This is a genomic window from Nocardia sp. CA-129566 (genome assembly GCF_050956075.1).
Taxonomy (GTDB): Bacteria; Actinomycetota; Actinomycetes; order Mycobacteriales; family Mycobacteriaceae; genus Nocardia.
The window spans coordinates 1,852,183-1,866,856 of record NZ_CP192085.1; the positions used below are offsets into that span (position 1 = coordinate 1,852,183).

The 14,674-nt window shown below is 68.0% G+C and carries 13 protein-coding genes; 8 read left to right on the plus strand and 5 right to left on the minus strand.

Annotated features, from left to right (window positions below; translation table 11 throughout):
- Positions 1 to 206 precede the first annotated feature (206 nt).
- The 5 genes from ACQP0C_RS08445 (at position 207) to ACQP0C_RS08465 (ending at position 5,740) form a co-directional block, all read left to right on the plus strand.
- Positions 207 to 2,636 carry an AAA family ATPase gene (locus tag ACQP0C_RS08445; RefSeq protein WP_433732202.1) on the plus strand — a complete coding sequence of 810 codons (2,430 nt, stop codon included), beginning with the start codon at positions 207 to 209 and terminating at the stop codon, positions 2,634 to 2,636.
- 53 nt (positions 2,637 to 2,689) lie between these two features.
- Positions 2,690 to 3,595 carry a hypothetical protein gene (locus ACQP0C_RS08450; protein ID WP_433732204.1) on the plus strand — a complete coding sequence of 302 codons (906 nt, stop codon included), beginning with the start codon at positions 2,690 to 2,692 and terminating at the stop codon, positions 3,593 to 3,595.
- Positions 3,568 to 3,906: a hypothetical protein gene (locus ACQP0C_RS08455; RefSeq protein WP_433732206.1), complete on the plus strand. Its 339-nt coding sequence runs from the start codon at positions 3,568 to 3,570 to the stop codon at positions 3,904 to 3,906. Before ACQP0C_RS08450 ends, ACQP0C_RS08455 begins: the two co-directional genes overlap by 28 nt.
- Before the next feature lie 1,151 nt (positions 3,907 to 5,057).
- Positions 5,058 to 5,447 carry a YchJ family protein gene (locus tag ACQP0C_RS08460; RefSeq protein WP_433732208.1) on the plus strand — a complete coding sequence of 130 codons (390 nt, stop codon included), beginning with the start codon at positions 5,058 to 5,060 and terminating at the stop codon, positions 5,445 to 5,447.
- Positions 5,448 to 5,464: 17 nt separating this feature from the next.
- Complete coding sequence (locus ACQP0C_RS08465) at positions 5,465 to 5,740, plus strand: SelT/SelW/SelH family protein (RefSeq protein WP_420772092.1); 276 nt, start codon at positions 5,465 to 5,467, stop codon at positions 5,738 to 5,740.
- 123 nt (positions 5,741 to 5,863) lie between these two features.
- On the opposite strand, the gene ACQP0C_RS08470 is transcribed toward ACQP0C_RS08465, so the two are convergent.
- A complete protein-coding gene (locus tag ACQP0C_RS08470; RefSeq protein ID WP_433732210.1) occupies positions 5,864 to 6,091 on the minus strand; it encodes an FmdB family zinc ribbon protein in 228 nt (75 codons plus the stop codon).
- A gap of 152 nt (positions 6,092 to 6,243) precedes the next feature.
- On the opposite strand from ACQP0C_RS08470, the gene ACQP0C_RS08475 reads away from it, so the two are divergent.
- Complete coding sequence (locus tag ACQP0C_RS08475; RefSeq protein ID WP_433732212.1) at positions 6,244 to 7,821, plus strand: carboxylesterase/lipase family protein; 1,578 nt, start codon at positions 6,244 to 6,246, stop codon at positions 7,819 to 7,821.
- A gap of 209 nt (positions 7,822 to 8,030) precedes the next feature.
- On the opposite strand, the gene ACQP0C_RS08480 is transcribed toward ACQP0C_RS08475, so the two are convergent.
- Positions 8,031 to 8,618 (minus strand): helix-turn-helix domain-containing protein, encoded by a 588-nt coding sequence (locus tag ACQP0C_RS08480; RefSeq protein WP_433732213.1) that lies wholly within the window; start codon positions 8,616 to 8,618, stop codon positions 8,031 to 8,033.
- Positions 8,619 to 8,696: 78 nt separating this feature from the next.
- On the opposite strand from ACQP0C_RS08480, the gene ACQP0C_RS08485 reads away from it, so the two are divergent.
- Positions 8,697 to 9,716, plus strand: coding sequence for an NAD(P)/FAD-dependent oxidoreductase (locus ACQP0C_RS08485; RefSeq protein ID WP_433732215.1), 1,020 nt, complete (start codon positions 8,697 to 8,699; stop codon positions 9,714 to 9,716).
- A gap of 168 nt (positions 9,717 to 9,884) precedes the next feature.
- On the opposite strand, the gene ACQP0C_RS08490 is transcribed toward ACQP0C_RS08485, so the two are convergent.
- The 3 genes from ACQP0C_RS08490 to ACQP0C_RS08500 form a co-directional block, all read right to left on the minus strand.
- Complete coding sequence (locus ACQP0C_RS08490) at positions 9,885 to 11,192, minus strand: cytochrome P450 (RefSeq protein ID WP_433732218.1); 1,308 nt, start codon at positions 11,190 to 11,192, stop codon at positions 9,885 to 9,887.
- 100 nt (positions 11,193 to 11,292) lie between these two features.
- Complete coding sequence (locus ACQP0C_RS08495) at positions 11,293 to 12,015, minus strand: TIGR03089 family protein (protein ID WP_433732219.1); 723 nt, start codon at positions 12,013 to 12,015, stop codon at positions 11,293 to 11,295.
- An 18-nt stretch (positions 12,016 to 12,033) separates the two neighbouring features.
- Entirely contained in the window at positions 12,034 to 13,515 is a 1,482-nt protein-coding gene (locus ACQP0C_RS08500) for an LCP family protein (RefSeq protein ID WP_433732221.1), read from the minus strand.
- Positions 13,516 to 13,746: 231 nt separating this feature from the next.
- On the opposite strand from ACQP0C_RS08500, the gene rfbD reads away from it, so the two are divergent.
- Positions 13,747 to 14,613, plus strand: a complete 867-nt coding sequence (gene rfbD / locus ACQP0C_RS08505) for a dTDP-4-dehydrorhamnose reductase (protein ID WP_433732223.1) — start codon at positions 13,747 to 13,749, stop codon at positions 14,611 to 14,613.
- Positions 14,614 to 14,674: the final 61 nt, after the last annotated feature.

Sequence of the window (14,674 nt, forward strand, 5' to 3'; positions counted from 1 at the left end):
GGTTGGCGAGGGGTGGACATCGAGCGGGGCCCAGCCTGTTCGATGGCCATACCATCCCCGCGGGCAGATTCGCTCCCCACTCTTCGAACTGGCACTGCTGTGGGCGAATTCGACACCATCGGGTAGCGTTTCGCTCAGCTTTCGACAGTGATACCCGGTTCGGGGTTGGAGGACTTGCCGCGGTTCGGTGGTATAGGGGGTTGCCTATGCGTTCAGATCCGGGAACAGATCCTGCGACGACGGTGCCGCGCCTGACCGAGGTGGTATCCCGGCGGCTCGCCGCTGATCCGGCCGTCACCCCCGATGTCGCACATGCGGTGCTGCGCGCCCTCGGCGGCAGCGAATCCGATGATCTGGCAACCGAATTCGACGGTTCCGGAATCTTCCTGCGCGCGATTCGGGTGCGCGGCTTCCGCGGCATCGGCCCCGAGGCGACCCTCGAGCTGCCGCCCGGCCCCGGCCTCACCCTGGTGGTCGGGCGCAATGGAAGTGGCAAGTCCAGCTTCGCCGAGGCCGCCGAACTGGTGCTCACCGGCAGCAATCGCCGTTGGGACGGCCGGTCGGCGGCCTGGCGCGAGGGCTGGCGGAATCTGCACGACGGCGCATCGGCGCGGATCGACCTCGAATTGCTCACCACCGGAGCCGTTCCCGAGCTGACCATCGCCAAAGAATGGGCACCGCAGGCGGAACTGGGTCAGGCGCACTGGACCGAACAGCGACCCGATACCGCGCCAACGGATTTCGATGGTGCGCGCTGGGCCGGTCTGCTGGAGCTGTACCGACCCTTCCTGTCCTACAGCGAACTCGGCGCACTCGTCGACGGTAAGCCGAGCGACCTGTTCGACGCGCTGCACCGGCTGCTCGGCCTCGACGAACTGACCGTGGCGCAGGAGCGAATCCGCACTCGTCGACTGGAACTCGAACGCGCCGTGCGGGATTCGCGCCAGGAACGTATCGAACTGGTCGCCGCACTGGAGACGGTGGCCGACGATCGCGCGGTCCGGATGGCGGCGCTGCTGCGCCCGGACCGGCCCGACCTCACCGCGATCGGCCGTGAAGTGCTCGGCACGGCCGAACATCCGGTCGGTCCGGACGGGTTGCGCGCGATCGTGCGCCTCGCCTTGCCCACCGGTGCCGAGGTCGAAGCCATTGCCGCGCGCCTCGAACAGTGCCGTGCGGTGCTCGCGCGCGATTCGACCGCGGACGCCGAGGCCGATCTGCGGGTGCTGGAGTTGCTGCGCCGGGCGCGCGATCACGTCGCCGCCAGCGGGGAATGCGCATGTCCGGTGTGTGGGCGCGGGGAACTCGACGCGGCGTGGTTGCGCGGTGCCGAGGCGGCGATGACCGAGCTGACCTCCCGGGTCGACGCGCTCGCGACCGCACGCGACGCGCTGCGGCAGGCCGTCCGCGACGCTCGCGCACTGCCCGAACATATTCCACCGGAACTGGATTTCGATCCGCGCAATCCGCCCACCGTCGACACCACCGCGGTCCGCCGAGCCTGGACGGACTGGGCGGCACTGACCGGCGCCGACTACTCCCCGGACCTGCCCGATCGACTGCGCGGTGCGCACGCGCGCCTGGTCGACGAGCTGGAGCTATTGCAGCAGGGCACCCGCAAGGAATTGAACCGCCTCGACGAGGTGTGGTCACCGCTGGTGCCGCGCATCACCGCCTGGCTGGACGGGGCGCGCGCGATCGTTGCGAACGGCGGTGAACTGCGCACTCTCAAACGCGCCGAGGACTGGCTGAAAGCCGCGACGGCAGGTTTGCGCGGTGAGCGGATGGCGCCGCTGGAGACCACGGCGCGCTGGGTCTGGCGCACGCTGCGTCAGCAGAGCAATGTCGAACTCGGCGCGATCAGGTTGCAGGGCAATGCCGGAACCGCGCGCCGGGTACTGCTGGATGTCACCGTGGACGAGGTGGACGGGGCCGCGCTCGGTGTGATGAGTCAAGGCGAGCTGCACGCCCTTGGACTTTCCCTGTTCCTGCCGCGAGCGACCGTGGAGGACAGTCCCTTTCGTTTCGTCATGATCGATGATCCGGTGCAGGCAATGGATCCGGCGAAGGTGGACGGGCTGGCCAGGGTGCTCGAGGTCATGGCGTGGACGCGGCAGGTGATCGTGTTCACCCATGACGAGCGGCTGGCCGAGGCGGTGCGGCGGATGCAACTCGACGCCAGCGTCCTCGAGGTGCAGCGGCGCGAGCGCTCGGTGGTGGAGGTGCGGATGTCCAGCGACCCCATCCGCCGCTACCTCGACGACGCGCGCTCACTGGTGCGCACACCACAGCTGCCGCCGGCGATCGCCGACGAACTGGTGGCCACCTGCTGCCGCTCGGCCGTGGAAGCGGCGAGCCTGGCCAGGGCGCGTCGAAATCTCTTGGCCGCTGGCATGGACCACCGCGACGTCGAGCGCCATATCGAAGGTGCGCAGACGACCCGCGCGATGGTCGCCCTAGCGGTGATGGGTATCGGCGGCCGCGTCGACGACCTCAACAAACACCTTGCCCGCGAAGGCAAATGGGTTGTGGACGCTTTGCGCGACGCCACCGCGGGCGCCCACGTACCGATCGGCCGTGGCATGCGCGACCTGATCGCGGACACCGAAAAGTTCGTCGGATGGTTGCGGCAATGAACGACTGCCGCGTCGTGATCTCGGCCCGGGGGCCGCGCTGGTGAGCGGGCCGGATGGTGACGGTGCAGGCAGGCCGCGTGGTGGTGTGGGCGAGCCGCGTGGTGGTGTGGGTGAGCCGGGTGTCGGAGGTGTGGGTGGGCGGGGTGGTGGTGCGGGCGAGTTCGGTAGTGGGGGTGGACCGGATGGTGGTTCCGGCAGGCCGCGTGGTGGTGTGGGCGAGCCGCGTGGTGGTGTGGGTGAGCCGGGTGTCGGAGGTGTGGGTGGGCGGGGTGGTGGTGCGGGCGAGTTCGGTAGTGGGGGTGGACCGGATGGTGGTTCCGGCAGGCCGGGAGTCGATGCAGGCGAGCCGCGTGGTGGTGTGGGTGAGCCGGGTGTCGGAGGTGTGGGTGGGCGGGGTGGTGGTGCGGGCGAGTTCGGTAGTGGGGGTGGACCGGATGGTGGTTCCGGCAGGCCGGGAGTCGATGCAGGCGAGCCATGCGGTGGTGATGTGGGCGGGACAAGTGGTGGTGCTGGTGGGTCGCGCGGTGGTGTGGGTGAGCCGGGTGTCGTTGGTGTGGGCGGGGCAGGTAATGGTGCTGGTGGGTCGGGTGTCGTTGGTGTGGGCGGGACAGGTAGTGGTGCTGGTGGGTCGCGCGGTGGTGACAGTGCGGGTGGGCCTGGTGGTGCTGCGGGCGGGTCGCGCAGTGGTGCACGTGGTTCGGGCGACGGTGCAGGCAGACCCGGTAGTGCGGAGGCAGGGGATGGACGGGGCGCGGAGGGTTCGCGACGGAAGACGGGGCGGCGGGGTGGAACTGGGGGGCGGGGCGGGGGCCGTCGACAGGGCGAGGCAGGTCGGCGGGCCGAGGCAGGTCGGAAAGGCGGCGGGCGGAGGCAGGGCGCGGCGGCGCGGCCGACTCCGCCGCGGCCGACCGTTGCCGAGCGGTTCGATGCCGTGGATCGGCTGCTCGACGGGTCGGTGACCGACGCGGACGGGCTGTGGTCGCGAGCGACGGTATGGATCCTGCGGCTCGCGCTCGAGCAGTCCGTCGACGAGCTGTGGCTACAGGTGGCACCGGAATTGGCGCGCTGCCCGATGCGCGCGCAACTGCTCGCCCTACGCGTCTTCGCAGGTCACGACACCGCCGCCCAAGTAGCCACCGTATGGTCGGCACTGTCGCGCGCCGCGCATCACTACGACTACGAACTCGCCCCGAGCGTCACCGAACTGCGCCGCTGGCGCGACCAAACCGCCGCCATAGCCACATCTCTGGCCGCCTCCGCGGTCCGGTAACCGCATCGGCGCGCCGATATGTTCGCGCCATGGCACTCGCGCATGGGTGCGATCCCGCCCGAGCGCACCGCGTGCCAGCAGCCGGGCATTGGCGCGAACGCGTCGGCAGCGAGAGTGGGTCGCGCGTTGGTGGCTTGGGTGAGGGTGGCATGCGTTGGTGGCTTGGGTGAGGGTGGCATGCGTTGGTGGCTTGGGTGAGGGTGGCATGCGTTGGTGGCTTGGGTGAGGGTGGCATGCGTTGGTGGCTTGGGTGAGGGTGGCATGCGTTGGTGGCTTGGGTGAGGGTGGGTCACGCATCGGCGGCCGGGGCAACGGAAGGCCCGGATCGGCAGCTTGCGCAAAGGCAGGTCACACACCGGCTAATTGCGTAATACGCGGTGGTACATCAGTATTCGCGCATCGGCAACTTGCCCGATGGCACTGCCGTGCGTCGCAGGACCGCCCGGTGGCACTGCCGTGCGTCGCAGGACCGTGCGAAGGCACCGCCGTGCGTCGAAAGACCACAACGGTGCGACCCCGTATCAGTAGGTCGCGCCTAGAGGTTGCCGCGCATCGGCAGGCCCGGCGGTGCGCGCCCATGTGACGGTGTGGTCGTCGATCGCGGATCGACGTGCGGTTGGATCCATCGATGCTGTTGTGCCGCAAGGCATTCGCATCGCGTGGGGTTGGGTCAGGAAAGAGAGAACAGGCCGAGGATGCTGGCCAGCAGCGAGACGCTGCTCGCGGCGATGGACGAACCGGTGCTCAAGACGTTCAACACATTCAGCAGTCCCATGGTGGGCTCCTTGATCGGTGCCGACACTTGCGTTTATACACACGGTGATTCGTCGCCTCGGAGTTGCCGGATCGCCGATCTCGGCGCACTATCAAGCGACACTCCGAGCGACACGCCAAAGTCGTTTGTATAGCCCCAAGAACATCCAAGTCGCCGAACCATTGCCGAGCATCCGCCATCGAAATCTCTTCGCGCTCAGGCGGCTCGGTCGAACCCACGAATCAAGATCAGATAGCAGCGCCGTCATCGCCCGAGTGTCGACTTTGCCTGATCTTGGCCGACTCGGTGATTCTGGTCGGCGGTCATCGAGGGCGCGCGACTCGGCCGCGATACCCCCATGTGCGCCGCGGTTCACGCGGCGAGCAAGATTCGGGATATGGACGAGTCCCGGCCGTGCCCGTGTAAGCGTGGAGAACCGTTCGGTCTGTGCTGCGGACCGGTGTTGGCGGGGGAGCGGCCTGCGGCGACGGCCGAGGCGCTGATGCGTTCGCGCTATACCGCATTCGCGGTCGGCGATGCCGAATACCTGCTGCGATCCTGGCATCCGCGCACCCGGCCGCAGACGCTCGAGCTGGATCCGGACCAGCGCTGGCTGTTTCTGGAGATCCTGCGCACCGAGCGCGGCGGACCATTCGACGATGCGGGCACCGTCGAGTTCATCGCCCACTTCCGCGCCGACGGACGCCGCGGCTCGCTGCACGAGGTCAGCAGATTCACCCGCGTGGACGGCGCCTGGGTCTACCTCGACGGCGTCATCGAACCATGACCGGTAGCGTGCCACCCATGCCACGTGTCGCGATCGAGTACTGCACGCAATGTCGCTGGTTGCTGCGCGCGAGCTGGATGGCGCAAGAATTGCTGAGCACCTTCGCCACCGAACTCGGTGAGGTGGCCCTGATCCCGGGCACCGGCGGGGTCTTCCGCATCACCGTCGACGGCGACCAGGTCTGGGAACGCAAGGCAGACGGCGGTTTTCCCGATATCGCCGTACTCAAACAGCGGGTACGCGACCGAGTGGCCCCCGACCGCGACCTCGGCCACGCCGATAAGCGCGACTGATCGCCATGGCATGACGCTCACGAACCCCAGGCCGTGAACGTCATGGGCTAGCGCGACGTCCACGATCAGGCGGACAAATGTGATCTAGGCCACACGAATTGCCTTGCTCGGATCAATGGTGGATCAGCAGCCGCACCCACCGCCACAGCACCCACCGCCAGCGGGCCGTGGCGTCGGCGCCGGCGACGGTGCCCCACCGCTACCCCGGCTGACCGTGGCAAATGTGGTCAGCAGCTTGACCGTGTCGTCGTGGCCATTGGGGCAGGCCGCCGGATTCGACGCCTCCGCCATCGGGCGGTTGACATCGAAGGTGTCGCCACAGCGGCGGCATCGGAAGCTATAACTCGGCATCGGCCCAGCGTAGCGCCCGGGGGCTGTGATGCGACTTACCCGTCCAACCGTCCGGGTGGACGTACTCTCGAATGAGAGATCGCTAGGCGCTGGACCCGGCCGGAGCAAACTCGTAGCGCACTGCCCGGGTCGTGGGCAGGAGGTGCGGGAAGATGACCACTCAGTTCGATACCGAACCGGACTCCGAGGTCGGCGACACCGAGCCGGTAGCGCAAACGACCTGGGGCCGCGTGCGCGGACGGTGGGCCGGACCGGTCGCGGTGTGGCGCAGCATCCCGTACGCCTCCGCACCGGCGGGGCCGAACCGGTTCCGGCCACCGCTGCCGCCGCAGCCGTGGGACGGGATCCGCGAGTGCACGACCTTCGGCGAAATCGCGCCGCAGACGATGGGCAATATGGTTCCGGTCGACTCCGGTCTGCGGATGGGAGAGGACTGCCTGTGGCTCAATGTCTTCTCACCCCGCAGTTCCGCCGATACCGGTGCGCCACGGCCGGTGCTGGTGTGGCTGCACGGCGGCGCCTACTGCCTCGGCACCGCGGCCCAGGGCATCTACGACGGCCGCACGCTGGCCGAAGCCGGCGACGTCGTGGTGGTGACGGTCAACTACCGGCTCGGCGCGCTCGGCTTCCTCGATTTGTCGTCGCTGTCCAGCGAGTTCACGCCCAATCTCGGCCTGCACGACCAACTCGCCGCGCTGGCGTGGGTGCGTGACAATATCGCCGCATTCGGCGGCGATCCGGGAAATGTGACCCTCTTCGGTGAATCATCCGGCGCTGGATGCGTGACCGCATTGCTGACTTCGCCGCCGGCCGCCGGGCTCTTCCACCGGGCCATCGCGCAAAGCCCGCCTGCAACAACGGTTTTCGGCCAGGAGCGGGCCGCCGGTGTGGCCCGGCGCTTGCTGGAACTGATGGAACTGCCCTTCGCCCGCGCGCATGAATTGCTGGAATGCCCGATCGAACGGATCGTGACCGCGGCGGGCGTACTGCTCGACGAGATCCCATTGCGGGAGCCGGGCAGGCTGGCCGCCGCGCCGGTCGTCGACGGCGACCTGGTTCCGACCTATCCGATCGACCGCTTCCAGCGCGGCCGATCACATCGCGTGCCGCTGATCATCGGAACCAATAAGGACGAGGCATCCCTGTTCCGCGTGCTACGTTCGCCGATCATGCCGGTGACTCCCGACGCGGTCAACGCGATGCTGCGCGATGTGGCCGCCAACCACCCGGATATGTCCCCCGAGCGCATCGCCGAGATCACCTCGGCATACCCGGATCTCGCGAAAACCCGTGGCGCGCTGGCCATGTCGACCGATGCGGCCTTCCGCATGCCGGCCCACTGGGTCGCCGACGGCCACGCCGCGCACTCGCCGACCTGGATGTACCGCTTCGACCATGCCACCCCGATGCTGAAGGCGGCTCGCGTCGGCGCCGGTCATGCCACCGAATTACCTTATGTCTTCGGCAATTTCGGCACTCTGAACCACGACCCCACGTTCTGGCTCGGCGGCCGCAAGGTAGCCATGGAGGTCTCCGGCCGCATGCAGCGCCGCTGGCTCGCCTTCGCCACCCACGGCGTCCCCGCCGCCATCGACGGCTCCAAACACTGGCCGCCGTACCGGCCCAACACTCGCACCACCCTCCTCATCGACAATATCGACCGGGTAGTCGACAATCCGGACCGCGACCTGCACACAGCCTGGGGTGAACAAGCCGTCGGCTTCAGCTGAGCAGTCGTCGGAACGCTGTCCTCCGGACCTGTTAGCGCACCGGACCGGTCTGTTCGGCGGCGCGGTGGATGCCGCGCCGCCGACCAAACTGCACAGCCAACTCGATGTCGGCTGCACCGGCGGGGGACTTGGTCTTCTCCCACTCGTACCCGTAGCGGGTCCCGCCGGTACCGCACCGGGAACGGCCGCACTGTAGCGGGGTGCCGTCGCTAACGGGATTTCGGCTCGGGGCTGGTGCGCAGGTGGGCGCGCTCGCCCTGTTTGCCGAAGAGACTGAGGAATTCGACCGGTTCGGAGTCGGCGGTGCCGAACCAGTGCGGAACACGGGTATCGAATTCGGCGGCCTCACCCGGGGTGAGGATCACATCGTGTTCGCCGAGGACAAGGCGCAGGCGTCCGTTGAGGACGTAAAGCCATTCGTAGCCCTCATGGGTTTTCGGATCGGGCTCCTTGCGACTGCTGGCCGGAATGACGAGTTTGTATGCCTGAATCCCGCCCGCGCGGCGGGTCAGCGGCAGCATGGTCATGCCGTGGCGGGTGATCGGGCGCAAGTGGATGCGCGGGTCGCCGGTGGGTGGCGCGTCAACGAGTTCGTCGAGGGTGACGCCCTGTGCCCTGGCCAGCGGCAGCAGTAGTTCGAGGGTTGGACGGCGGGTGCCGGATTCGAGACGGGACAGGGTGCTGACCGAGATGCCGGTCGCCGCCGACAGGTCGGCCAATGTCGTTTCGCGCTGGCGGCGCAGCGTGCGCAGCCGAGGTCCGACCGCGTCGAGCGCATTGCCGAGGTCGTCGTCCATGTCGTCAGTTTGCCATATCGGCAAGTGTGTTTGCCAAGTTCGCCGCCGGTCCCGCATGGTCGTCGTGAGGAGGTGGTCATGGTGACCGATCAGCTGAAAGATGACTATGACGTGGTGGTGATCGGCGGCGGCGCCGCGGGATTGAGCGGCGCGCTGATGCTGGCTCGGATGCGACGTTCGGTGGTCGTGCTCGATGCGGGCCGTCCGCGCAATGCCCCGGCCGAGGGTGTGCACGGACTACTCGCCCGCGACGGGACCCCGCCCGGCGAGCTATTGGAGCGCGGGCGCGCCGAAGTCCGCGGCTACGGCGGACAGGTGGTCGGCGGGGAGGTCACCGCCGTGGTGCGCGACGGGGAGGGCTTCGCGGTGACCGTGGACGGCCGATCGGTGCGGGCGCGCCGGCTATTGGTGACCACCGGACTGGTCGATGAGCTACCGGAGGTGCCGGGGTTGCGCGAGCGATGGGGCCGGGATGTGATCCACTGCCCGTACTGCCATGGTTGGGAGGTGCGCGATCAGGCTATCGGCGTGCTCGGGACCGGGCCGATGGCGGTGCACCAGGCATTGCTCTTCCGGCAGTTGAGTGCCGATGTCAGCTACTTCGCGCACACGAATCCAGCGCTGACCGCCGAGCAATCGGAGCAGTTGGCCGCCCGCGGCATTCGCGTGGTAGACGGTGTGGTGACCGCTCTGCGCATCGTCGACGACCGTCTCACCGGAGTTCGATTGGGCGAGGACACCGTGGTCGCTCGCGATGTGGTGGTGGTCGGGTCGCGAATGGCGGCCCGCGCGCAGTTCCTCGACACCCTCGGACTGCGCCCGACCGAACACCCCGCCGGGGTCGGCCAGTACATCACCACCGACCCGACCGGCCGAACCGATATCCCCGGCGTCTGGGCCGCGGGCAATGTCACCGATCTGATGGCCCAGGTCGGCGCGGCCGCAGCGGCGGGCGCGGGCGCGGCAGCCCAGATCAACGCGGACCTGGTCGCCGAGGAGACCAACCGAGCGGTCGCGGCGTACCGGGAACCGTTCTCGGCGGAAACCGAAGCACAGCTGTCCGAAGCGGTGCTGGGCGAGCGTCGCCACGGCATCTGACACCAACCGGTCGCGCCGCGCGGACCCGGTCGGCGGCGATCGCCAACCGGGTCGGGGTCGGTAGCCGAAGCGGTGCGAAGTGGCCGTGCGCGATCGTCGCCCCGGCTCGTACCGCCGCAACGCTGCATGGAGCATCCGCCGCCCGCGGCCTCGGACACCAGGCGCAGCTCAGACCGCAGTCGGTTCGGGGGCAGCCGCGCGGTGGCCGAGGCGGACCGGCATCCGCTCGTATCCATGCAGCGTGAACAACTCTCGGCGTTGCGGCGTTCCGTCGAGCCGCAGGTCGGGGAAGCGTTCGAACAGCGACTGCAGCGCGAAGGTGGCTTCCATGCGGGCCAGGCTGGCACCGAGGCACACGTGTATGCCGCTGCTGAATGTCAAGTGCTCCTTGGCATTCGCGCGGCCGACGTCGAAGACATCGGGATCGGCGAAGACCGCAGGGTCTCGATTCGCACCCGCCAGCGACAGTACGACCGTGCTGCCCTTGTGTAGCTGGACACCCTCGAATTCGAAGTCGGTCGATGCGATTCGCGCCGTCGTCTGCACCGGAGCATCGATCCGTAGCACCTCTTCGACCGCATTCGGCCAGAGGTCCGGTTCGGCGCGCAACCGATCCAATTGTTCGGGGTGGGTAACCAATTGGGCGACACCGTTGCCGATCAGGTTGACCGTCGTCTCGAATCCCGCACCCATCAGCAGACTCGCGCTCGCCTTCAGTGCGAAGTCATCGAGTTCACCGGCGGTGACCAGGCTGCTGAGGATATCGTCGCCCGGTTCGCGGCGCAGTCGCGCGATATGTCCGTCGAGGTAGTGGTTCATCACCTCCATCGCCCCGAGCGCACGCCGGAACGCCCGCCAGGAGATCCCGACATCGAGCAGCGGGGTCATGCGATCGCCCCAGTCCAGGAACACCTGTCGGTCCTCTTCCGGGAAGCCGAGCATTTCCGAGATGATCGCGATCGGCACCTGCGCGGCATACGACTCGATGAGATCGGCCGAGCCGCCCGACGGCAGCGCATCGAGCAGTTCCTCGGTGACCGTCTCGACTCGATCCCGCAATCTGGCGACCGCCCGCGGGGTGAAGGCCGAGGCAACCGGCTTGCGCATCCGCGTATGCTCCGGCGGGTCGATGACCAGCATCGATGGCGGCTCGACCGGATTGGGCGGCAGCGGAAGCCGTTCGGCGAGCAGTTGCAGCGGCTTCGGAATATTGAAGGTATCGGTGGTGCGCACACCGAACCGATTGTCCCGCAGCACACTTCGGCACAGATCGTAGTCGAAGCTGGCCCACGCGATGGGGGTGCGCAGCAGCCGACCCTGCCCGCGCAGCCGCTCGATCAGCGGATAGGGATCGGCCAGGCCGTCCGGTCCGCCCATCAACTGGGCGAACGGATCACCGCGCCGCGCCTGCGTGCGCAGGGCCAACCGAGGCGCACCCTGCGTCGACAACCAGCGGAACCAATATTGCGGCTTCATCTCACCAACCCCATCGTTGTGCGATAGTTCCACCGTACTAACCGCCCGGCGTGAGTGGAACGTCCTATGGTCGGACGCCCACCGATACCGGGGTAGGAGGTCAGCCGCGCTGCGCGGTGACCCGCTCGGATTCGATGCGCCGCTCGCGCAACGCTGGATCGGGATTGACCACCTGCACCAGCGCGGCCCCCGCGACCAGCACCGAGACGAATCCGTCGATCAGTTCGGCGGCGGTATCCCAGGGTGTGCTCGACAGCACCCGGTCGCCCTCGCCGAACCCCTGCCGCAATGCGGATTTCCTGGCCTCGGCCAGCACCTCGGAGACCGGCATACCATCCAGCGCCACCCCGGTGCCGCGCGGCAGGAAGTGGTCCCCGTGCACCCGCACGGATGTGGCGAAATCGGTGATGCCGATCGGTAGATCGCGCACCGGCATCCCGAAGGCGTCCAGCGAGAGCGCGGCGACCTCGGCGATACCGTCGGTCTCGGCCAGCCGCTCGGCGGTGGCCAGCGCCAGATCGGCGTCCGGATCGGGTCCGAGCACCACCTCGGTCCCGGCCCACCAGCAACCGAGCAGGACCGCGGCGGTCTGCCAGTGGGCCGGCAGCAGCACCGCGACCCTGGCTCCCGGGCTCAGCCCGAATTCGTCGCGAATCAGATTGGCGGTCTTGGCCGCCCAATTCGCCAGCGTCAGCCCGGATAGCTCGATCCGGGCGCCGGTGGCATCGTCGTAGTAGGTGACGCGCGGACCCGCTGGATCACGTTCGAGGATCGGATCCAGCACCGCCTCGGTGAGGGTCAGTTTCTGGTCTTGGTCACGCATCGGTCAATTCACGCATGGTCAATTCACGCATTTCGGTCCGTTCTGGCCTGCGTCGATCGGTAGGGCGGGCGGCACGGGCGTTGCGGTGCTCGACGTTCCGGAGGAGAAGTCGAACATGCGGCTCACGGCCGAGCCCGGACCAGAATAGTCGCTTGCCAGTACGACGCTGACCGAATCGGGCGACATCGAAGCATCGGGGACGATGGTCAGCCCGCCGAGTGCCTGTGCGACCGCCTTCGCCTTCGGATTCGAGGTATTCACCGCGAGAACTCGGCTGCCGGTGATGGCGGGCCCGGTGTAGTTACCGACCAGTCCCTCTTGAAATCCCTTGGCCCGCAAAGCCTGTGCTACCTGACCGGCCAGTCCGCCGACCCCGCTCGCATTGAACACACTGACGCGCACCGAGGCCGGATCGATCGTCGGCTCGCCATGATCGGCGGACCTGCCATCGACCAGCCCCGCCACATACGCCTCGACCGCCTTCGGATCGACCCGGACGACCGATTCACCGTCGCTGGTCGTGTCGTTGAGATCGGCGACCGGCACCGTCTCGAAACTGACCTGACCGCCCGTCAGATCCTTCAGCTGATGCAGGAACGCCAGCACATCCCAATGATCGTCCAGCACAACGGTGCGCCCGACCGCATCACTGAGATTCTTCAATTTGCCCGGATTGCCGAGCGTTTTGGCGCTGAGCACCTGGCCGACCAACTGCGCCATGAAGACCTGCTGGCGCACGATCCGGTCCAGATCACCGCGCCGCAGATCGTGGCGCTGCCGCACGAAGCTCAAAGCCTCTGGGCCGTCGAGCTTCTGGCGGCCCGCGTGGAAGTCGGCGCCGGACATCCATTCGTCGACGGTGTTGTTCAGGCAGACGTCGACGCCGCCGACCGCATCGGTCAGCAGTACGAAGCCGAGCAGACTGACCTCGGCGTAGTGGTCGACGGTGATGCCGGTGAGATTGGCGACGGTCTTGATCAGCGCCTGACGGCCCGCTTGCGTGGACTGCTGTTCGGCGTCGGCCTCCGAGACGCCCTGCTTGATCAGCTTCAGCCGCTGGGCCTCCTTGGTCGCGCCGTAGGCCGAGTTGATCTTGCCCTTGCCCATACCGGGAATATCGACGTAGGAGTCGCGTGGAATGGATATGGCGGTGGCGGAGCGGCCGTCGTTCGGGACGCGGATCAGCACAATGGTGTCGGTATTGGTGCCGACCTCATCGCCCGCGTGCAGCATGGCGCGCTCGCTATTGCTGAGCGGATTGCCGTGCGCGTCGGCGCGGCTGTCCACGCCGACCAGCAGGATGTCGACGGCGCCGTCGCGGCCACCGCCGAGCCCGAGGCCGCCGATGCGTTCGATACTCGAGATCAGCGAGTCCACACTGTGCCAGGCGAATCCGGTGATGAGCAGGATCAGCACCGCCCCGACCGCGATGAACGCGCGCAGCGGTCCGAAGCCGCCCTCGGCCCCGGATGGCCGCGACGGCGCTGTCGCCCTGTCCATCTGCCGCACCACTGCATCCTCTCGCCGAACCCGGGTATCAATCCTGAGCTGTGCTCGCCGAGCGCTTCCAGCTGATGTTCTGCCTGCGCAGCGCCGGTTTCATCGCAGTCGACGCGTTGCTGACTCGACCGCCCCGCCCCCGGTACCCCCGTTTCCGTTGCCTCAAGGCTAACCAACGGTTATCCGAGCGGACCTCAACCGCTGGTGTCCCGGCGTGCCAGACTCGTGCCTGTGACCGCGATATCGTCCTCCTCGACCGTAGCCGCGCACCTTGTCGTGACCGGGGCGGGCGGGCAGTTGGGCCGCGAACTCCTGCGCCGCGCCCCCGCCGCCCGCGCTTTCGGTCACGGTGAGTTGGACATCACTGATGTCGATGCCGTTGGCGCCGTGCTCGAACCGGGCGATGTGGTGCTGAACTGCGCCGCCTACACCGCCGTCGACCAGGCCGAAGCCGATGCCGAGGCCGCCTTCGCCGGGAACGCGACCGGACCGGCCGTACTCGCCGCGGCCTGTGCACGGGTGGGCGCCCGGCTGATCCATATTTCGACCGACTATGTGTTCGCGGGTACCAGCGGCAAGCCGTACGAAACCGATGACCCGACCGATCCGGCGACCGTCTACGGCCGATCCAAATCGGCGGGCGAGCAGGCCGTGCTGGAACTGGCGCCACAGGCTCATGTGGTGCGCACGGCGTGGGTATACACCGGGCGCGGAAGCGATTTCGTCGCCACCATGGTGCGGCTGGAACGTGAACGCGACACCGTCGACGTGGTCAGCGATCAGCTCGGCTCCCCGACCTACGCCGCCGATCTGGCCGAGGGATTACTGGAATTGGCCGGTCGGCCGGACGCGCCCCGGGTGCTGCATGCGACCAACTCCGGCCAGGCCAGCTGGTTCGACTTCGCGCGGGCGGTATTCGCCGGAATCGGCGCGGATCCGACTCGGGTCCGTCCGTGTGACTCGACCGCATTTCCGAGACCCGCACGGCGCCCGGCATATTCGGTGTTGTCCAATCGCTCCTGGGCCGATGCCGGACTGACTCCGCTGCGGCCGTGGGAGGCCGCACTCGGGGACGCGCTGTCGTGGGTGTCCCGCTAGGCTGGGCGGTCGTGAATGAGCGTCAGCGAGTGAACCGAAAACACAGCGCGCCATCGCGCGC